Source organism: Demequina activiva (assembly GCF_016862815.1).
GTDB classification, from domain to species: domain Bacteria; phylum Actinomycetota; class Actinomycetes; order Actinomycetales; family Demequinaceae; genus Demequina; species Demequina activiva.
The window spans coordinates 905172-923433 of record NZ_BONR01000001.1 but is presented as its reverse complement, the minus strand read 5'-3'; the positions used below and the strand labels follow the sequence as shown (position 1 = coordinate 923433).

Annotated in this window: 19 protein-coding genes and 1 riboswitch; of the genes, 13 read left to right on the top strand and 6 right to left on the bottom strand. The window is 70.2% G+C overall.

What is annotated here, in order from left to right; all coding sequences use genetic code 11:
• Nucleotides 1-112 precede the first annotated feature (112 nt).
• The 8 genes from Dac01nite_RS04500 to Dac01nite_RS04465 all read left to right on the top strand — a co-directional run bounded on the left by Dac01nite_RS04500 (nt 113) and on the right by Dac01nite_RS04465 (nt 8135).
• Nucleotides 113-382 carry a hypothetical protein gene (locus Dac01nite_RS04500; RefSeq protein WP_203653652.1) on the top strand — a complete coding sequence of 90 codons (270 nt, stop codon included), beginning with the start codon at nt 113-115 and terminating at the stop codon, nt 380-382.
• 31 nt (nt 383-413) lie between these two features.
• Entirely contained in the window at nt 414-1457 is a 1044-nt protein-coding gene (locus Dac01nite_RS04495) for a glycosyltransferase family 2 protein (protein WP_203653651.1), read from the top strand.
• A 122-nt stretch (nt 1458-1579) separates the two neighbouring features.
• Nucleotides 1580-2188: a hypothetical protein gene (locus Dac01nite_RS04490; RefSeq protein WP_203653650.1), complete on the top strand. Its 609-nt coding sequence runs from the start codon at nt 1580-1582 to the stop codon at nt 2186-2188.
• A gap of 93 nt (nt 2189-2281) precedes the next feature.
• On the top strand, nt 2282-4747 hold the full coding sequence (locus Dac01nite_RS04485; protein WP_203653773.1) for a glycogen/starch/alpha-glucan phosphorylase: 2466 nt from the start codon (nt 2282-2284) through the stop codon (nt 4745-4747).
• Between the two features lie 279 nt (nt 4748-5026).
• A riboswitch (TPP riboswitch) is annotated at nt 5027-5140 on the top strand.
• A 112-nt stretch (nt 5141-5252) separates the two neighbouring features.
• Nucleotides 5253-5546: a thiamine-binding protein gene (locus Dac01nite_RS04480; protein WP_203653649.1), complete on the top strand. Its 294-nt coding sequence runs from the start codon at nt 5253-5255 to the stop codon at nt 5544-5546.
• Complete coding sequence (locus Dac01nite_RS04475; RefSeq protein ID WP_203653648.1) at nt 5543-6307, top strand: ABC transporter permease; 765 nt, start codon at nt 5543-5545, stop codon at nt 6305-6307. The genes Dac01nite_RS04480 and Dac01nite_RS04475 overlap by 4 nt, the downstream gene beginning before the upstream one ends.
• A 32-nt stretch (nt 6308-6339) precedes the next feature.
• Nucleotides 6340-7359, top strand: a complete 1020-nt coding sequence (locus Dac01nite_RS04470) for an ABC transporter substrate-binding protein (RefSeq protein ID WP_239066501.1) — start codon at nt 6340-6342, stop codon at nt 7357-7359.
• Nucleotides 7356-8135, top strand: coding sequence for an ABC transporter ATP-binding protein (locus tag Dac01nite_RS04465; RefSeq protein WP_203653646.1), 780 nt, complete (start codon nt 7356-7358; stop codon nt 8133-8135). The genes Dac01nite_RS04470 and Dac01nite_RS04465 overlap by 4 nt, the downstream gene beginning before the upstream one ends.
• Before the next feature lie 55 nt (nt 8136-8190).
• Here Dac01nite_RS04465 and Dac01nite_RS04460 read toward each other — a convergent pair whose 3' ends face one another.
• Nucleotides 8191-8586, bottom strand: coding sequence for an RNA-binding S4 domain-containing protein (locus Dac01nite_RS04460; protein WP_203653644.1), 396 nt, complete (start codon nt 8584-8586; stop codon nt 8191-8193).
• 61 nt (nt 8587-8647) lie between these two features.
• Here Dac01nite_RS04460 and Dac01nite_RS04455 point away from each other — a divergent pair, with 61 nt between their 5' ends.
• Genes Dac01nite_RS04455 through Dac01nite_RS04435 form a run of 5 tightly spaced genes read left to right on the top strand, consistent with a single transcriptional unit; the run spans nt 8648 to nt 12409 of the window.
• A complete protein-coding gene (locus Dac01nite_RS04455; RefSeq protein ID WP_203653643.1) occupies nt 8648-9301 on the top strand; it encodes a hypothetical protein in 654 nt (217 codons plus the stop codon).
• Between the two features lie 17 nt (nt 9302-9318).
• Nucleotides 9319-10398 (top strand): threonine aldolase family protein, encoded by a 1080-nt coding sequence (locus Dac01nite_RS04450; protein ID WP_203653642.1) that lies wholly within the window; start codon nt 9319-9321, stop codon nt 10396-10398.
• Nucleotides 10398-10778, top strand: coding sequence for a YchJ family protein (locus Dac01nite_RS04445; RefSeq protein ID WP_203653641.1), 381 nt, complete (start codon nt 10398-10400; stop codon nt 10776-10778). Before Dac01nite_RS04450 ends, Dac01nite_RS04445 begins: the two co-directional genes overlap by 1 nt.
• 60 nt (nt 10779-10838) lie before the next feature.
• On the top strand, nt 10839-12173 hold the full coding sequence (locus Dac01nite_RS04440) for an inorganic phosphate transporter (protein WP_203653640.1): 1335 nt from the start codon (nt 10839-10841) through the stop codon (nt 12171-12173).
• Nucleotides 12173-12409 carry a hypothetical protein gene (locus Dac01nite_RS04435; protein ID WP_203653639.1) on the top strand — a complete coding sequence of 79 codons (237 nt, stop codon included), beginning with the start codon at nt 12173-12175 and terminating at the stop codon, nt 12407-12409. Before Dac01nite_RS04440 ends, Dac01nite_RS04435 begins: the two co-directional genes overlap by 1 nt.
• A 24-nt stretch (nt 12410-12433) precedes the next feature.
• Here the strand turns inward: Dac01nite_RS04435 and gtfA are convergent, their stop codons facing one another.
• From gtfA to Dac01nite_RS04410, 5 genes are read right to left on the bottom strand one after another with little or no spacing between them, the layout of a single operon-like run.
• The gene (gtfA, locus tag Dac01nite_RS04430; protein WP_203653638.1) at nt 12434-13921 is read right to left on the bottom strand and encodes a sucrose phosphorylase; all 1488 of its coding nucleotides are present in this window, start codon (nt 13919-13921) and stop codon (nt 12434-12436) included.
• A gap of 24 nt (nt 13922-13945) precedes the next feature.
• Entirely contained in the window at nt 13946-14905 is a 960-nt protein-coding gene (locus Dac01nite_RS04425; RefSeq protein WP_203653637.1) for an alpha/beta hydrolase, read from the bottom strand.
• Nucleotides 14902-15726, bottom strand: coding sequence for a carbohydrate ABC transporter permease (locus Dac01nite_RS04420; protein ID WP_203653636.1), 825 nt, complete (start codon nt 15724-15726; stop codon nt 14902-14904). The genes Dac01nite_RS04425 and Dac01nite_RS04420 overlap by 4 nt, the downstream gene beginning before the upstream one ends.
• Nucleotides 15723-16697, bottom strand: a complete 975-nt coding sequence (locus Dac01nite_RS04415) for a carbohydrate ABC transporter permease (protein WP_203653635.1) — start codon at nt 16695-16697, stop codon at nt 15723-15725. The genes Dac01nite_RS04420 and Dac01nite_RS04415 overlap by 4 nt, the downstream gene beginning before the upstream one ends.
• A gap of 7 nt (nt 16698-16704) precedes the next feature.
• Nucleotides 16705-18108 carry an ABC transporter substrate-binding protein gene (locus Dac01nite_RS04410; protein ID WP_203653634.1) on the bottom strand — a complete coding sequence of 468 codons (1404 nt, stop codon included), beginning with the start codon at nt 18106-18108 and terminating at the stop codon, nt 16705-16707.
• Nucleotides 18109-18262: the final 154 nt, after the last annotated feature.

Sequence of the window (18262 nt, the reverse complement as noted above, 5' to 3'; positions counted from 1 at the left end):
GGGCCGAGCGGCCCGCGTCCGACGTGAGCACGATGGTTGGCTCGGACACCCCGGCGGCGCCCGCCTGCTGAGCGCCACGGTTGTGCCACGATGTCGCCCAGGAGGTGCGTCGATGGAGCTGCTCGTGATCCTGGCGGTGGGCGTGATGCTGGGCTGGGGCGTGTCCATGACGCACCCGCTGGTCAATGCCGGACCCGTGATCGGAGCCGCGGCCGGCGCCGTTGGCGCGTGGCTGGGATCCCGAGCGCTGGGCGGCATCTTCGCGCCGCTGCTCACCGGCCACGAGCTCGCCGGCGAGGTCGCTGGCGCCGCGGTGGGGGCGATGGTCCTGGCCGCGATCGCGGGCGGTGCTGTGCTCGCGCTGCGGGGGCGGCGTCGCTGAGTCCTGGCAGCGCCTGACTACGCTGGGCGGCGTGAAGGTCTTCGTCCAAGTCCCGTGCCTCGATGAGGAGGCGACGCTCGCCACCGTGCTCGAGTCCATCCCCACCAGCGTCGACGGGGTCGACGAGCTCCACGTGCTGGTGATCGACGACGGCTCGAGCGACGCCACCGCGGAGATCGCCCGCAGCCACGGCGCGCACGTGATCAGCCACGCCCGCACCATGGGCCTCGCCCAGTCCTTCCGGGACGGCGTGGACTACGCCCTGGCGCAGGGCGCGGACATCGTCGTCAACACCGACGGCGACAACCAGTACCGGCAGGAGCGCATCGGCGACCTCATCGCGCCGCTGCTGCGCGGCGAGGCGGATATCGCGATCGGCGACCGCCAGACCCACACGATCGCGCACTTCAGCCCGTTCAAGAAGACCATGCAGCGGTTCGGATCCTGGGTGGTCAACAAGGCGGCGCGCACGCGCCTGCCCGATGCCGCGTCGGGCTTCCGCGCCTACAGCCGGTATGCGCTGTACCGCCTCAACATCGTCACGCAGTTCAGCTACACCATGGAGACCATCATCCAGGCGGGCGACAAGCGCCTGGCGATCGTGTCGATCCCCATCGACACCAACGCCAAGACGCGTGAGTCGCGTCTGTTCGGATCCATGTTCGAGCACATGGCGAAGTCCGCGCAGGCCATTCTGAGGGCATCGATCATGTACCGGCCGTGGGGCGTGTTCGCCACCCTGACCGCGATCTTCGGCGTGATCGGCCTCATCCCGTTCGTGCGCTTCGCGATCCTGCGCGCGACGGGCAACGATGGCAACCACCTGCAGTCCCTGATCTTCGGCACGATCATGCTCGTGGGTGCCGGGCTGTCGCTCGCGCTCGGCGTGCTGTCCGATCTGATGAAGACCAACCGCATCCTCACCGAGCAGATGCTCGAGCGGCTCAAGGAGCGCCAGTACGGGCCGGCGCCGTCGCCCGCGACGCACGCGTGGGCTCCGCGGTCCGTGGCGCAGCCGCACGACGGCGTGCTCGCCGAGCCGGAGCCCGAACGAGAACGGGCCTCCCAGGAGTAGCCGGCCGCGCATCGGCCGTCGCAGCAGCCCGGCCGATGCGCACGCCACCACCGTGGCGATGGTCACCGTCGGCTGGCGGCATGTCAGCGCTCCGGCCTACGCTCAGAAGCGAGGAGGAGTCGATGCAGACCGCGAGCGCGCCGCCGCCGTACACGAGCACCACCAGCACGCACCTGCTGAGGTTCGTCGCCATCTGGGTGACGGCCATGGGACTGCTGCTGCTGGTGCTCTCGAGCGGCCAGCTGTTCGTGTGGGACGACCCGGGCGCGCTGCTCCTCGCGATGGCGATGACCGGAGGCGGTGCGGCCGTGTGGCTGGGGTGCCGGTGGTGGCTCGAGTCGCTGCACCGCAGCAACCGCGAGTTCCTCCTGAGTGAGGACGGGGTGAGCGCGCTCGCGGGAAGGGCGGCCTTCGCCCGCAGGGTCCGCACCTGGTCCGTGGTCGCATTGGTGGGATTCATGGTCGCGGGCGCGGTGGTGATCTTCGCCGGCTCCGCGATGGGCTGCGTGGGCGCGCGCGACGGGGCGTGCCGGCTGCCGGAGATCGACAGCTCGGTGTTCAGCGCGTCGCGCTCCCTCGCGGTGGGCGCTGGTGCGGCGTACGTGGGCCTGATGATCCTCGGCCGCTCTCACCGGCTGGAGTCCGACCGCATCGAGATGGTGATCGCGGAGGGCCAGCGACGGCGCATGGAGGGCCCCATCCCGGGCGTGTCGCGCAGCCGCTGGGAGTAGCGCGCACGCGTGCGCATGTTTCCAGGAGGTGAAACTGTGACCTCCGACTCACCACTGACGCCCGCGAGCGCCTAGCCTGGCGTCGTGAACGACATGACTCCTCCCGTAGCCGCCCGCGAGCACACCGTCGAGAGCTTCACCCGCGAGTTCCTGCGCGAGCTGAACTTCGGTCGCGGCGTGGACCTCGACCGCGCATCCGCCAACGACAAGTACATGGCGCTGGCGCGCACCGTCCGTCACTACCTCATGACGGGTTGGCTCGAGACGCTCAGGAACCAGTACCGCGATCAGGCCAAGGTGGTCGCGTACCTGTCCGCCGAGTTCCTGCTGGGCCGCCAGCTCGACAACAACCTGCTGACCTCGAACCTCGAGGGCATCGCTCGCGAGTCGCTCGACCAGCTGGGCATCAGCCTCGACGATCTGCGCGAGGTCGAGATCGAGCCCGGGCTGGGCAACGGCGGCCTGGGCCGCCTCGCGGCATGCTTCATCGACTCGCTCGCCACGCTGGACGTGCCCTGCATCGGCTACGGCATCCGCTACGAGTACGGCATCTTCAAGCAAGCCTTCGTGGACGGTCATCAGGTCGAGAAGCCGGACACCTGGCTCGCGCTGGGCTCGCCCTGGGAGTTCCCGCACCCCGAGAACGCGGTGACCGTGGGCTTCGGCGGCCACGTCGAGGACGTCACCGACGAGGACGGCGTGAAGCGCCGCGACTGGGTGCCCGCCTCCGTGGTCAACGGCGTGCCCTACAACTACATGGTTCCCGGATACGGCACCAACCGCGTCAACACGCTGCGCCTGTGGTCCGCGCGGGCGCCCAAGGCGTTCAACCTGCAGGTGTTCAACGAGGGTGGCTACGAGGAGGCGGTCAAGAACCAGACCTTCGCGGAGAACATCTCCAAGGTGCTCTATCCCGAGGACTCCACGCCGCAGGGCAAGGAGCTGCGCCTCCAGCAGCAGTACTTCTTCGTCGCCTGCTCGATCGCCGACTTCCTGTGCAACGTGCTGCCCCAGGACTTCGACCTGCACCGGCTCCCGGACCGCATCACGTGGCAGCTCAACGACACCCACCCCGTGATCGCCGTGCCCGAGCTCATGCGCCAGCTGGTGGACCTGCGCGGGTGGACCTGGGAGGACGCCTGGGGGGTCACCCAGAAGGTGTTCGCCTACACGTGCCACACCCTGCTGCCGGAGGCGCTCGAGGTCTGGCCCGTGGACCTGCTGGGCAAGCTGCTGCCGCGCCACCTCGAGATCATCTATCGCATCAACGAGCTGTTCCTCGAGGAGCTGCGCGACACCTACCCAGGCGACGAGCTCAAGGTGCGGCACATGTCGATCATCGCGGAGCACCCCGTGCGGGCCGTCCGCATGGCGCACCTGGCGACCGTGGCCGGCTTCAAGGTCAACGGCGTGGCCGCGCTGCACTCCGAGCTGCTGCGCGACAAGGTGCTGAGCGACTTCGCACAGCTGTGGCCGGAGAAGTTCACCAACGTCACCAACGGCGTGACGCCTCGACGCTTCGTGCGCATCGCCAACCCGTCCATGTCCGGCCTCGTCACGGAGGCGATCGGCGACGGCTGGATCAAGGACCTGTCGCAGCTGTCGCGCCTGGAGCCGCTCGCGGAGGACGCCGAGTTCCGCCGCCGCTTCCGCGACATCAAGGCCGCCAACAAGGTCGAGTTCGCGCGCGTGCTCAAGGAGCGGGACGGCATCGAGATCGCTGGCGACGCCATGGTGGACGCGATGGTCAAGCGCCTGCATGAGTACAAGCGCCAGACGCTCAAGCTGCTGCACATCGTCTCGCTGTACCAGCGCATCGGCTCGGGGGCGCTGCCGTTGGAGAGCGTCACCCCGCGCACGTTCGTCTTTGGCGCCAAGGCCGCTCCCGGCTACGCGCTGGCCAAGCAGATCATCGCGCTCATCAACGCGGTGGGCTCCACGATCAACGCCGATGCGTCCCTCGAGGGCCGTCTCAAGGTCGCCTTCCCCGCCAACTACAACGTCACGCTGGCGGAGAAGCTCATCCCCGCCGCGGACCTGTCCGAGCAGATCTCCCTCGCGGGCAAGGAGGCCTCCGGCACGGGCAACATGAAGTTCGCGCTCAACGGCGCGCTGACCATCGGCACCGATGACGGCGCGAACGTCGAGATCCGGGAGCTGGTGGGCGACGAGAACTTCTTCCTGTTCGGCATGTCCGAGCCCGAGGTCGCGGACCTCGAGGCCAGCGGCTACAGCCCGGAGGCCGTCTACGCCTCGGACCCGGACCTCAAGGCCGCCATCGACCTGATCTCCTCCGGCGCCTTCTCCGGTGGGGACCGCACGCTCCACGAGCCGGTGATCGCCGCGCTGCTGGGCGAGGACCGCTTCATGGCGCTCGCGGACTTCCGCTCGTACGTGGACGCGCAGGACCGTGTCGAGGCGTACTACGGCGACTTCGAGGCGTGGAGCCGCTCCGCGATCCTCAACGTGGCGCGCTCGGGCTTCTTCAGCTCGGACCGCTCGATGGTGGACTACATGGACCGCATCTGGGGTGCCAAGCCGGTCAAGCAGAACTTCTGACCCCCGCGGGACCCGATCTCCCGTTCCCAGAATTTGGCACCATTTTCATCGTCCAAGGCCGCTTCTGATGAAGAACCCTCCAGGCTGAATGGCCTGAGCATCGTCGGGCGAGCCCGACGTGCGGGGCGCCGACTGCATTGTCAAGGCCCGCATCGGCCGTGCGCCTCCCTCCTCAGTGGAGGCTTCTTCCTCGCGAAGGCTCGTAGAAGATGAAAATGGTGCCAAATTCTGAAAAGCGGGGTGGGGTTCACCGTCCAGCCGCTGCCGCGCTAGGGTGAAGGAGCCAACGCGGGGAGCTCGGGTCAGCCGAGCTGAGAGGACGGCCGTCACGCGCCGTCGACCCGAGAACTTGACCTGGGTAATGCCAGCGTAAGGACGTGCCTCACGGGCGCGGCGTTGGGCGGAGCGCATTCCGCCGCACGGCCGATGCGCGCTCGCCTTCTCGCGCCGTCGCGCCGTGGAGCGGCGCTGCGCTGTCCCTGGGTCTGACCCGCAAGGAGACACCGTGATCGCCGAGATCCAGGTCCTGCCCCGCCCCATCGGAACCCCTGAGGACCGCTACGCCCACGTCGATGCCGCCATCGCGGCCATCGCCGCCTCGGGCCTGACCTACGAGGTGGGCGCCATGGGCGCCACGATCGAGGGATCCCCTGACGGCGTGTGGGCGCTGCTGCGCACCGTCCACGAGGCCACCCTCCAGGCCGGTGCCGAGGGCTGCCTGTCCGTCATCAAGGTCTCCGGAGCCTCGGGGGACTCCGGCCCCAGCGTCCAGGACCTCGTGGGCAAGCACCGGCCATGACCCCGCGCACGCGCGCCGCGCTCGTGGGCGGCGTGACGGTCGCGGTGCTGATCGCCGCATGGGAGGCCGCCGTGCGCATGGGCGACCTGCCGCCGTTCGTGCTGCCGGCGCCGTCCCATGTGGCGGCCACCGCCGTAGGGTCAGCCCCGCTGCTGGGCCCCCACGTGCTCACCACGGCCACGGAGGCGGTGCTGGGCCTCGCGCTCGGCGCCACGGTGGGATGGCTGCTCGCCGTCCTGACGGCGACAATCCCGACGACGGGTCAGGTCGCGCAGCCCGTGGTGCTGCTCAGCCAGACCATCCCCACGGTGGTGCTCGCGCCGCTCATGATCCTGTGGGCGGGGTTCGGGCTGACGTCCAAGGTCGTGCTGGTCGCGCTCACCGTGTTCTTCCCGGTCCTGATCGCCTCCTCCGCCGCCATCCGCGACGTGGACGCCGAGCACGCGGACATGGTCGCAGGGCTGGGCGGCACCCGCCGGCACCAGCTGTGGATCGTCCGCCTGCCCGCGTCCGTGCCGGGAGCGCTCGCGGGTCTGCGCATCGCCGCCACCTACGCCGTGGGTGCCGCCGTGGTGTCCGAGTACCTCGCCGGCGCCTCCGGCATCGGCGTGTTCATCCAGCGCTCCCGCAAGGCCTACGCCGTGGACCAGATCTTCGTGGGGATCGCGCTCATCGCGATCCTCACGGCCGTGCTGGTGCTCGCGATCGTGGCGCTGCGCCGCGCGCTCACCCCCTGGCAGCCCGCGCACGCGCGGCTATGACCCCTCTACCCCCATCACCCTCAGGAGAACTCATGAAGAACCGCACCCTCGCGAGCGCATCGGCCATCGTGGCCGCCACCGTGCTCGTCGCCTGCTCCAACGCCACGGAGACGGACGCATCGGCCGATGCCGGCGACGCGCTCACGCCGGTCACCGTCGTGCTCGACTGGACGCCCAACACCAATCACAACGGCCTCTACCTCGCACTCGAGAACGGCTGGTACGAGGAGGCCGGGCTGGAGGTGACGGTCATCGAGCCGGGCGAGACCTCGGGCCTGCAGCTGGTCGCGACCGGGCAGGCCGACGTCGCGTACTCCGTGGCCGAGGGCCTGCTGCCCGCCCGCGCCGCCGGCGCGGACGTCGTGTCCGTCGCCACGGTGATCGAGCACAACACCTCCTCCCTGCTGTCGCTCACCGAGGACGGCATCGAGCGCCCGCGCGATCTCGAGGGCAAGCGCTACGGCAGCTACGGCTCGCAGCTGGAGACCGCGATCATCTCCGCGCTCGTCGCGTGCGACGGCGGCGACCCCGAGCTGGTCGAGCACACGCCCTTGGTGAGCGACGACTTCCGCATCGGCCTCAGCGAGGACCAGTTCGACGCCGCCTGGGTGTTCGACGCGTGGGACACCATCCGGCTGGGAGACGTGGACGGCCTCGACGTCAGCACTCTGGCCTTCCGCGACTGGTTCGACTGCATCCCCGACTGGTACACCCCGTTGCTGGCCACGAGCGCCGAGGCGATCGCCGAGTCTCCCGAGACCGTGCGGGCGTTCGTCGAGACCACGGCGCGCGGCTACGCCGCCGCGATGGAGGAGCCCCAGGCTGCGGCCGATGCGCTGCTCGCGGCCGCGCCCGAGCTCGACGAGGAGCTGGTGCGGGCGAGCTCGGACTGGCTGGCCACGCGGTACGCGGACTCTCCGGAGACCTGGGGCGAGCAGGACCCGCAGGTGTGGGACGAGTTCGCCGGCTGGCTCGCGGCCGGCGCGATCCTCGAGGGAGACCCGGACGTGGAGGGGGCCTGGACCGACGAGTTCCTGCCGGGGCGGCCGTGACGCAGGTCACCGCGGCAGGTGCCGCCACTGGCGAGCGCTCGCCCATGCTGGCGGTGCGCGACCTCACGGTCGCGTTCCCGCCAGCCCGCGGGAAGGGCGACGCGACGGTGGCTCTCGACCGGCTCACGCTCGAGGTCTCGCGAGGCGAGTTCGTCGCGGTGCTCGGGCCCTCCGGCTGCGGCAAGTCGACGCTGCTGCGGGCGTGGGGCGGGCTGCTCGTTGAGCGGGCGCGGGTGAGCGGAGAGATCGCCGTGCCGCGCGCATCGGACGGGACCCGGGCCACCGCGTGGATGCCACAGCGCGACGGGCTGCTGCCGTGGCGGCGGGCACTCTCGAATGCGATGGTGGGAGCCATCGCAGCGGGGGTGCCGCGCGAGCGCGCGCTGCCGCGCGCGCGGGCCCTCCTCGTGGAGTTCGGGCTGGGCGGCTTCGAGGACGCCTGGCCGCACGAGCTGTCCGGAGGGATGCGTCAGCGTCTCGCGCTGCTGCGCACGTGCCTGACGGAACGGCCCGTGCTGCTGCTCGACGAGCCGTTCGGGGCGCTGGACCCCGTGACGCGCCGGCGCATGAACGCGTGGCTCGCGTCCGTGGGCCTGGTGTCGCAGGATGGGGAGCGTGCCGTGGCGCTCGTCACGCACGATGTCGACGAGGCGATCACGCTGGCGGACCGCATCGTGGTGATGTCCGGACGCCCGGGGCGGATCGTCCACGAGGTCCAGGCGCACGGCGAGAGTCGCTACGACCGCGAGGCGCTGCTGGCGTCGCTCGACGCTTGAGGGCGCCACTGGGCCCGCCGGGCCGCGCGTGCGGAGGGACGATGCGCGAGTAGCCTCAGCGCTCGCGCCGGCCTCGCAGGCGGTCCAGCTGGCGTCGCTCGCGCTTGGTGGGCCGCCCGGCGCCCCGGTCGCGCACGCCGAAGGCGGCGGGGCGCTCCGCACGCGGCGTCGGCGGCGGCGAGTGGTCGATGTAGGCAGCCTGCGCAACCGGAGCCCCCACGCGCTTGACCAGCAGCTGGCGCACCTCGACGATGCGCACCTGCGCCGGGCCGCCCGGATGCACCAGGGTGACCTCCACCCGATCGCCAGGGCGCACGGACGTCGATGGCTTGGCACGGTCGCCGTTGACGCGCACGTGGCCCGCCTTGCACGCGGCCGTCGCCTGCGAGCGCGTCTTGGCCAGGCGCACGGCCCACACCCACACGTCTGCCCGCGCGCTGGTCCTGTCCACCCCGCCAGGCTACGGGTGCGCGCGGCGCGAGACCGCATCGGCCGGGCATACCCTGAGTGGCATGGACACCCAGGTGATTCTCGAGGCGATCGGCTGGATCGGCTCGATCCTCATCGTCTGGTCCCTCGTGGTCGCGCGAGTGCTGCGGTTCCGGTGGATGAACCTCATCGGAGCGGTGCTGGCCACGGGCTACAACGCCGCCATCGGGGTGTGGCAGTTCGCGTTCATGAACCTCGCGATCACCCTCATCGACATCTACTGGCTGGCCCGGCTGTACCGCGAGGCTCACGACGAGCAGGTCTATCGCGTGCTGCCCGTGGACGCGGACAACGCGTTCCTGCGCCACGTGCTCGCCGAGCACGCCGCGGACATCCAGGAGCACCAGCCCTCCTTCGAGCTCGACGGCGACACCGGCACCGCAGCCGGCGGCACCCGCCACACGTTCCTGGTGGTGCGCGGGGACGAGGCGGTGGGCGTGGTGGCCGTGCGCGACATGGGCGATGGCCGCGGCCTCGTGGAGCTGGACTGGGTCAAGGAGCGCTTCCGCGACTTCACGCCGGGCGAGTTCGTGTACCGCGAGTCGCGGGTCCTGGCCGAGGCGGGCTTCAGCCGTCTCGAGGTGGACGTGCGCGAGCAGCTGGATCGCGACTACATGCGCCGCATGGGCTTCCGGACGGAGGGCCCGCGCTGGGTGCGCGAGGTGGCTCCCGCCTGAGGTGGAAGACTGCTGGGGTGACCGACACACGCCACTTCGCCTCCGACAACTACGCCGCGGTGCACCCCGAGGTGCTGGCCGCGATCGCCGGCGCCGACGGCGGGCATCAGCCCGCGTACGGGGCAGATGCGGCGACCGCGGCGTTCGATGAGGCGGTGGCCTCCGTGTTCGGGGCCGAGGCGCTGGGCTTCCCGGTGTTCAACGGCACCGGCGCGAACGTCATCTCGCTGATGGCGCTGTCGCCCCGCTGGGGCGGGGTGGTCGCCTCCGAGCACGCGCACATCAACGTCGACGAGAACGGCGCCCCCGAGCGGGTGGGCGGCCTGAAGATCCTGCCGGTGCAGGCGGCCGATGGACGGGTCACCCCGGCGTCGCTGTCGCGGTGGCTGGGGGACAGGGGCGACGAGCACCGCGCGCAGCCGATGGTGCTGTCCGTCACCCAGCCCACCGAGCTGGGCACGGTCTATCCCCTCGAGGACCTGCGTGCGCTGGTGGACGCCGCGCACGATGCCGGGATGACGGTCCACGTGGACGGGGCGAGGATCGCCAACGCCGCTGCCGCGCTCGGCGTGGGCCTGCTGGGCGCGTGCGGCGGGGCGGACATGGTGTCCTTCGGCGCCACCAAGAACGGCGCGATGGGCGCCGAGGCCGTCATCGTGCTCGATGCGCAGGTGCGCGCCCGGATCGAGCCGGACCTGCCCCACCTGCGCAAGGCCACCATGCAGCTGGGATCGAAGATGCGCTACGCGTCCGCGCAGCTGACTGCGATGTTGACCTCCACCGGCGACACCGAGGACCCCCTGTGGCTGCGCAACGCGCGCCACGCGAACGAGATGGCCGGCGTGCTGCGCTCCGGCCTGGAGCCGCTCGCCGGCGACGGCGCGCTGCGCTTCACGCAGGACACCGAGGCCAACGCCGTGTTCGTCGAGATGCCGCGCACCATGGCCGCACAGATGCGGGAGACCTACCGCTTCTACGACTGGACACCGGGCTCGACTGCGGACACGGTCGAGGTGCGCCTGATGTGCTCGTGGGACACGGAGCCGGCGGACTGCGAGCAGTTCGCGGCTCTGGCGCGCGAGGTCGCAGGCGCCTGATGGCCGTCGCGTGTCCCTGCGGATCCGGTGACCCGTTCGCGCAGTGCTGCCGGCCCGTGGTGCGCGGCGAGGTCGAGGCGGCGGAGGCATCGGCCCTCATGCGATCTCGCTATACGGCGTTCGTGCGCCGGGACGTCGATCACCTGCTGCGCACGTGGCATCCCTCGACCCGTCCGCGGACGCTCGACCTCGAGCCGGTGCAGTGGCGTGGGCTGGAGGTGGCGGACATCACACACGACGGCTCCGCAGCGGACCGGGCGACCGTGACCTTCACCGCCCACTGGGTGGATGATGCGGGCCTGCCAGGGACGATGCGGGAGACGAGCAGGTTCGTGCGCGAGGACGGTCGGTGGCTGTACGTGGACGGGGACGTGGGCTGATCCGGTCGCACCCGCAGCGTGCCGGAGGTCCCGTCACCTGACGTTCATCTTTCGGCCACAATGGTGGGCGTGACCGAACCCCTGCTGCTCGCAGTCGTCGTCGCGACCGCACTCGCCTTCGATTTCACCAACGGCTTCCACGACACCGGCAACGCGATGGCGACCTCGATCGCCACCCGGGCACTGAAGCCCAAGCAGGCCGTGCTGCTGTCCGCCTCCCTGAACCTCGTGGGCGCCTTCCTGTCCCTCACGGTGGCCGCGACCATCGCCACCGGCATCGTGGATTCGGACATCGTGACGCTCGAGGTCGTGCTCGCCGGACTGGCGGGCGGCATCGTCTGGAACCTGCTGACGTGGCTGTTCGGCATCCCGTCCAGCTCCTCGCATGCGTTGGTGGGCGGAGTCGTGGGCGCCGTGATCGCCGCGGCAGGGGTGTCCGGCGTGCTGTGGTCCGGTCTGACCGCGAAGGTTCTCATCCCGGCGCTGGTGGCGCCCGTGATCGCGATCCTGGTGGCGACCGTGGGCACCGCCCTGGTGGGCCGCATCACCCAGGACGTGCCAGACAAGGACAACGACCGCATGTTCCGTTGGGGCCAGATCGGCTCCGCCTCGCTGGTGTCCCTCGCGCACGGCACCAACGACGCGCAGAAGTCGATGGGCATCATCCTGCTGGCCCTCATCGCCGCGGGAGCGGTGCCCGCGGACTCCTCGGTGCCGTTCTGGGTGATCCTCTCGTGCGCCCTGGCCATGGCCCTGGGCACCTACACCGGCGGCTGGCGCGTGATCCGCACCCTGGGCAAGGGGCTGGTCGAGCTGTCCTCCCGTCAGGGCATGGCCGCAGAGACGTCCTCCGCTGCGGTGATCCTGCTGTCGAGCCACTTTGGCTACTCGCTGTCCACCACGCACGTCGCGACCGGCTCGATCCTGGGCTCGGGGGTGGGAACCAAGGGTGCCTCGGTGCGCTGGGGCGTCGCGGGCCGCATGTTCGCCGCGTGGATGATCACCGTGCCGTCCGCCGCCGCCGTGGGAGCGGCGTTCTACGGCATCGACGTGCTCATCGGCGGCACCGCCGGGTCCTTCGTCGTGTTCGGGCTGCTGATCGCGATCTCCGCGGTCATCTACGGGTGGTCGCGGCGCCAGCCGGTGTCCTCCAGCAACGTCAACGATGACTGGGACCCCGCGCAGCAGTCCGAGTCCTACGTCGCCGAGTCCGTCACCATGCACCGGCCGGAGATCATGCGCGTCAAGCGCAAGGAGCTCAAGCGAGCGAAGAGGCGGGCCAAGGCTGCTCGAGGGGCCGAGGAGGCCGCGCGCAGGCGGGCCGCCGCACGCGTGGCCGAGCTTAAGGACGAGCCAGCCGTGCGGCGCGGCTCGGAGAGGGACGGTGAGCGCTGATGTCCGAGTACGTCGAGTGGGGAGCCTTGCTCAACGTGCTGCTCGTCGGCCTGCTTGTGGGTGCCGGGCTGCCCGCGCTGTTCGCCGTGGGAGTCCGTGCCATCGCGGGTCCAGGCGCTCGAGCCGAGGACGGCTCGGTCTCCGCCGGGCGGCGGGTGCTTGCGTGGATCTGCTTCGGCATCGCGATCCTCGCGATCGTGGGAGCCATCGCGTTCCTCGCGGCAGGCGGGCACTGAGCCAGAGCGCCCGGGAGCGCGCCGTCAGACTTCGAGGGCTGCGTGCGTCAGCTCCCACGGTTCGCCGGACGGGTCCGTCGCCACCAGGCTGAACGTCGCGTCCGCGACGTCGAAGTCCAGGGTGACGGTCGCATCGGCCGCCTTCCAGCGCAACGTCCCCCGCGAGCCGGACAGCGCGTGCGAGAACTCGCCCCCGAACCCGGGATGCTCGCCTCGTAGTCGAATCGCCGCGACCTGAGCCTCGACCACCGGTGAGGCCAGCGCCGCCTCGACCTCGTCGCGCGTGTAGTGGTGGCGGTTCACGTCGCGGCCCACCCCGGTGCGCTCCAGCAGATCGGTGTCGTTGGCTCCCGCCAGCAGCCCCACGTAGTACACCTGTGGCGTGCCGGGCGTCATGAGCTGGATGAGGCGAGCCAGCAGGTAGCGCCGGTCGTCCCGGCCCAGCGCGTCGTAGAACGTGCAGTTCACCTGGTAGAGGTCCAGGTTCGACGCGGCGGCTCCGGTGGCGAGACGGCTGCCGCCCCCGCTGGCGTCGTGGATGGACTCGACCAGGGCGTCGATCTGCGCGGGCTCGAGCAGCCCGGGCTCCCCGGGCACGAGGTCGCTGGCGCCCACGTCCACGATGCCGATGCCGTCGTGGGTGTCGAGCACCGTGAACGCGTTGGCCGGCCGCATGTCGAGCCACCGCGACAGCGGGTCGAGGTCCTGCGCGTGCAGCGCGTGCAGCACCAACGGCGGGAGCGCGAAGTCGTACACGTAGTCCACGGTGGGGGCGAGGTCGATCTGCTGGGTGTGGTGCCCGTGGACCTCGAGCAGGACCTGCGCTCCACGCTCGTGGGCAAGCGCCATGATGCGCTCCGTGTACACCGCGGTGGCCTCGGTCATGAAGCAGTCCGTGCCCGGCTCCTTGCCGGTGTATCCGACCGCGTCCAGACGCAGCAGCGTCACCCCACTGGCGACCATGGTGTCGATCACGTGCGTCAGGTAGGCCCACGCCTGGTCGGAGCGAAGGTCGATGTCCACCTGGTCCGCCGTGAACGTGGTCCACACCAGGCGGCGCTCGCCGCCCCACGTCATCACCGTGAAGGGCAGTCCCGGGCGCGGCCGGTAGATGCGAGCGAGGTCCTGCTCCGTCGCGCCGTCGGGGAACACGCTGCCGAGGGTCAGGAACATCGGCTCCCACGGCGACTCCGCGCCGCGCTCCAGCACGTCCCGGTGCATGGCCGATGCGGCGGAGACGTGGTTGACGATCACGTCGCTCATCACGCTGTGCGTGCGGGCGAGCGCGGCGACGCCGTCCCATGTGCCCAGCCGTGGGTCCACCTGCGCGTGGTCCTCGGGGTCGAAGCCCGCATCCGCCCCATCGAAGGGCGTGAAGTACGGCAGCAGGTGCACGCCCCCGAAGACGCCGCCGAGCGGGCCCTCGAGCAGGTCCGTCAGACCCGCGAGGTCGCCGCCCAGCCTGTCCACGTACGTGATGAGCTGCGGGCGGTGCGCTGGCGATTCGGTCATGTCATCTCCTCCGACCATCATGCGTCACGAGCGCTCGAGGCGCCGCTGGAGCCACAGCGAGCGCGGCAGACGGGCTGCCTGCGACAGCTGCGCCCACGGCGCCAGCACGTCGAAGGCATGCGCGCCGCCGGGCCACACGTGCAGCTCGGCATCGCCGCCGCGCTCCCAGATGCGCGATGCGAACTCGACGCACTCGTCACGGAAGGTCTCGGCTGAGCCCACGTCGATGAACGTCGGGGGCAGTCCGCCCAGGTCCTCGTTCGCGGACGGCGACGCGTACGGCGCGGGGTCGGCACCGTTCAGGTACGCCTCCCAGGCGGTGGCGTTCGCGGTCGCGTCCCAGGACCCCACTCCCACCATCTGGCGTGCGGAGCACGAGCTGGAACGGTGATCCAGCATGGGGCACAGCAGCATGAGCCCGGCGAGCGCCGCACCCCCGCGATCGCGCCAGAACAGCGCCGTGGACGCCGCGAGGCCGCCGCCCGCGCTGATGCCAGCGAGCACCACGCGCTGGGGGTCCAGCAGGTCCGGCCCCTCGCCCGACGTCACCCAGGTGAGGGCGCTCACGGCGTCCTCGAGCGCCGCGGGGTACGGGTCCTCGGGCGCCAGCCGGTACTCCGCGGACACGACCGCGCATCCCGTCTCGTAGGCGAGCTCGGCCACGAGGTCGAGATCGGAGTCCGCCGTGCCTGCGACCATGCCGCCGCCGTGCAGGAACATGATCACGGGCACAGGCTCCCGCGCGGCCGCGGGGCGCAGCACCACGAGGTCTACATCCCGGGCGCCGTCCACTCCCGGTGCGGTGAGGTCCAGCCGGTCGAACGCCGCATGGGTGCTGGCGTGCATGGTGGACACATCCGCGCCCAGTCCCCGCACCCGTGGAATGTCCTCGCGGGCCATGGACGTGACGATGATGTCGCGATGCTGCTCGAGCGCCCGCGCGATCTCCGGGTCGAACGCGGGCCTGGCCATGCTCTCCGTCATCCCTTCACCGCACCCTGCAGCAGCGCGGCCACGAACTGGCGCTGGAACACGAGGAACACGATCAGCACGGGGGTGAGGATCAGCAGCGATCCCGCGCACAGCAGGGGCACGTCCGTGCCCCACTGCCCCTGGAACGCTCCCAGCGCGCCCGCCATGGTGCGCTTGGTGGGGTCGTCGACCAGCACGATCGCGAGCAGGAACTGGTTCCACGTCCACAGGAACAGCAGGATCGCCAGCGACGCGATGGCAGGACGCGACAGCGGGATGTGCACGCGCCAGAACAGCTGCCAGGTGCTGGCGCCGTCCACCTTGGCGGCCTCGGTGAGGTCCTGGGGCATGTTCACGAAGTGCGCCCGCATCCACATCACCGCGAACGGCATGAACAGGCCGATGAGCGGCAGGATGATCGCCCACTGGGTGTTCAGCAGTCCGTAGTCGCGGATCTGGTAGTACAGCGGCACGATGATGCCCTCGAAGGGCAACGTGAGGCCCAGGATGAAGACCACGAACAGCGTGCGCCGGAACGGCACCTGCAGGTGACCCAGCGCGAAGCCGGCCAGGGTCGAGATGAGGAGCGCGATGGGCACCACTCCCAGCTCGATGAGGACGCTCGAGGTGAGCATCTTCGCCATGTCCGCGGACTGGAAGGCCAGGACGAAGTTGTCCCAGTGGTACTCCTCCGGCAGTGACAGGCCGTCGGGGTAGGTGCCCGGGGGGTGCAGCGCCGTCACGAACAGCGTGATGAACGGCACGATGGTGACGAGCATCACGAAGATAAGGATGCCGCGGCCCAGAAGCAGCTCGCGCGAGGACGGCCTCATGAGGTCGACTCCGATCGGGTGATGCGGTTGAGGGGCAGGACGACGATGAGCACGAGCGCGGTGAGTGCCACGGCCATCGCGGACGCCTGGCCTATCTCTCGCTCGAAGAACGCGAGGCGGTAGATCTCGAGGCCGGGCACCAGGGTCGCGTTGCCGGGACCGCCCTGGGTCGAGATGTAGATGATGTCGAAGCTGCGCAGAGCGCTGATGACGGTGATGATGATCGCGACGCCCAGCTCCTGCTTGACCGCGGGCAGCGTCACCGCGAAGAACTCACGGATGGCGCCGGCGCCGTCGAGGCGCGCCGCCTCGTACAGAGCCGGGTCGATCTTGGTCATGCCAGCGAGCATCAGCAGCATGCACAGGCCCACGTTGACCCAGGCCCCGATGATGCCCACGGCGGGCAGCGCGGTGTCGAAGTCGCCCAGCCACGCGCGCGTCACGCCATCCAGCCCGATGAGCGCGAGGCCCTGGTTGACCAGGCCGTTGGAGGCGAGCAGCCAGGTCCACATGATGCCGGCGGCGACCAGCGGGATCACCTGGGGAAGGAAGAGCACGGTGCGGGAGGCGAGCGCGAGCTTGCTCTCGCCGAACTTGCGGATGATCGCGGCGGCGATGACGCCGAAGATCACGGGGATGACGGAGAAGTACAGGATCAGCTGGAACGCGTTGACGATGGGCCCGATGAGGTCCGGGTCAGTCACCAGCCGCACGTAGTTGTCGAGGCCCGCCCACTCCGCGGTGGTGATGCCGTTCCAGTCGTACAGCGAGTACTGCACGGTGGCGGCCAGCGGACGCAGCACGAACAGCGCGTAGAAGAACAGCGCCGGTGCGACCAGCAGGAGACCAGGCAGCCCCGCTCGCAGGCGCCGCGCCTTGTCGGCGCGGCGCCTGCTGCGGATGTCGCCTGGCGGCTCTTCGGTCAGCGCCGGTGCGCTGGCTCCAGGAGAGGAGCGCCAGGGTCGAGCCATCGTGGGATCAGCCGCCGATCTGCTCGAGGTAGTCGGACTGGACGGACTCGAGCAGGCCCTCGGGCGTCTGCTCTCCCGCGACCATGCGCTGGAGGTTGGGGGTCCAGCTCTCGGCGTAGATGGCGCCCGTCGCGTTGGCGATGAAGTCCATCGCGCCGTTGTTCTCGCCCACGATCGCGCCGGCCTCGAGGGTCTGCGCGGTCACCGAGTTCGGGTCGACCTCGGGCATGAAGGCGTCCGCCGGGCCCATCGGGTGCGAGCCGCCGACCTCGACGGCGATGGTGCGAGCCGTCTCATCCGTGGCGACCCAGTTGAGGAAGGTCGCGGCGCAGTCCGGGTTCGCCGCGTTCGCGGAGACACCGTAGGTGAGCGGTGCGGACATGGCGCCCAGCTGGCCGCCCTCCTCGAGCGGGGGCATGAGGAAGAAGCCCACGTTGCCCGGCATCTGGGCGTCGAGGTTGCCGGACTCCCAGTCGCCGTTGAAGATGAACACCGACTCGCCTCCGATGAAGCGGCTCATCATCTGCGAGTAGTCGATCGCGTTGATGTCGTCAGCGAAGTAGCCCGACTCGATCCAGCCGTTCAGGTGCTGAGCGGCCTCGAGGTTGGTGTCCGTGTCGATGGTGGCGCCGTCCTGGAGGTAGATCCAGGAGTTGATCTCGCTGGGCGGTCCGTACGAGGCCATGAGGCCCTGGAGCGGGAACGCGAGGCCACCGGTGGCGCCACCGTTGAACTGGTTGATGGGCGTGAGGCCGGCATCGGCTGCGGCCTGCAGGTACTCGTCGAACTCGGCGAGCGTCGCGGGCGGCTCGGTCATGCCGATCTGCTCGGCGAGCTCCTTGTTGTAGAACACGCCCGTCATCGAGAAGTTGACGCCCATGGCGTAGAGAGGGCCGGAGCCACGACGCCCCTCAGAGTCGACGCGCATCTGCTCGAGCTGCGAGGACGGCCACTGGTCCCAGCCAAAGGACTCGGCGTAGGAGTCCAGGTCCAGGAGCAGGCCCTGGCTCGCGAGCTCGGACATCTGCGGCAGGCGCATGATGTCGGTCTCCGAGTCCGCCAGGATGCGCGGCGCGTTCTGGGTGATGACCGCGAACTGGTCCTCGCGGATGTTGAAGGTCACGTTGTCGTGCTGCGCCTCGAACTCTGCGGCGAGCTCGCCGAAGAGCGGGAAGCCGGTCTCCACGTACGCCTCGAGAGTCACCTCCTCGGTGCCGCACGAGACCTCGCCCGCGGGGCCCTCGGTCACGCTGGAGTCGGGTGCTGCCGTCGTCTGGTCCGCCTCGGGCTCGGCGTCGCCGCCGGGAGGGGAGCAGGCGGCGAGTGCGAGAGCACCCGCCATGCCGAATGCGACCGATGCCACCACGCGACTGCGCGGAGCTGAGGCTCGGTTCTGAGATGTCTGAGACATCCTTGTCTCCTTTCGATTCCTACTGAGGTCCGCGGCCTGCGGAAGTCGGTGCTAAAACGAACTAGCAACCGCTAGCGTGCGGCATCGTGCGCATCGATGTCAACCCAGCGGCGGCTCGGTGGCTAAATCGTTATGGTTGTGCCCTGACGATCGC

What these genes read in the sequence shown, in the direction of transcription:
- Dac01nite_RS04455 (WP_203653643.1), top strand. Translation starts at nt 8,648, where the DNA reads ATGGACACCCAGGTGATTCTCGAGGCGATCGGCTGGATCGGCTCGATC.
- Dac01nite_RS04475 (WP_203653648.1), top strand. Translation starts at nt 5,543, where the DNA reads ATGACCCCGCGCACGCGCGCCGCGCTCGTGGGCGGCGTGACGGTCGCG.
- Dac01nite_RS04440 (WP_203653640.1), top strand. Translation starts at nt 10,839, where the DNA reads ATGGTGGGCGTGACCGAACCCCTGCTGCTCGCAGTCGTCGTCGCGACC.
- gtfA (WP_203653638.1), bottom strand. Translation starts at nt 13,921, where the DNA reads ATGACCGAATCGCCAGCGCACCGCCCGCAGCTCATCACGTACGTGGAC.
- Dac01nite_RS04410 (WP_203653634.1), bottom strand. Translation starts at nt 18,108, where the DNA reads ATGTCTCAGACATCTCAGAACCGAGCCTCAGCTCCGCGCAGTCGCGTG.
- Dac01nite_RS04490 (WP_203653650.1), top strand. Translation starts at nt 1,580, where the DNA reads ATGCAGACCGCGAGCGCGCCGCCGCCGTACACGAGCACCACCAGCACG.
- Dac01nite_RS04435 (WP_203653639.1), top strand. Translation starts at nt 12,173, where the DNA reads ATGTCCGAGTACGTCGAGTGGGGAGCCTTGCTCAACGTGCTGCTCGTC.
- Dac01nite_RS04470 (WP_239066501.1), top strand. Translation starts at nt 6,340, where the DNA reads ATGAAGAACCGCACCCTCGCGAGCGCATCGGCCATCGTGGCCGCCACC.
- Dac01nite_RS04420 (WP_203653636.1), bottom strand. Translation starts at nt 15,726, where the DNA reads ATGAGGCCGTCCTCGCGCGAGCTGCTTCTGGGCCGCGGCATCCTTATC.
- Dac01nite_RS04425 (WP_203653637.1), bottom strand. Translation starts at nt 14,905, where the DNA reads ATGACGGAGAGCATGGCCAGGCCCGCGTTCGACCCGGAGATCGCGCGG.
- Dac01nite_RS04485 (WP_203653773.1), top strand. Translation starts at nt 2,282, where the DNA reads ATGACTCCTCCCGTAGCCGCCCGCGAGCACACCGTCGAGAGCTTCACC.
- Dac01nite_RS04500 (WP_203653652.1), top strand. Translation starts at nt 113, where the DNA reads ATGGAGCTGCTCGTGATCCTGGCGGTGGGCGTGATGCTGGGCTGGGGC.
- Dac01nite_RS04445 (WP_203653641.1), top strand. Translation starts at nt 10,398, where the DNA reads ATGGCCGTCGCGTGTCCCTGCGGATCCGGTGACCCGTTCGCGCAGTGC.
- Dac01nite_RS04415 (WP_203653635.1), bottom strand. Translation starts at nt 16,697, where the DNA reads ATGGCTCGACCCTGGCGCTCCTCTCCTGGAGCCAGCGCACCGGCGCTG.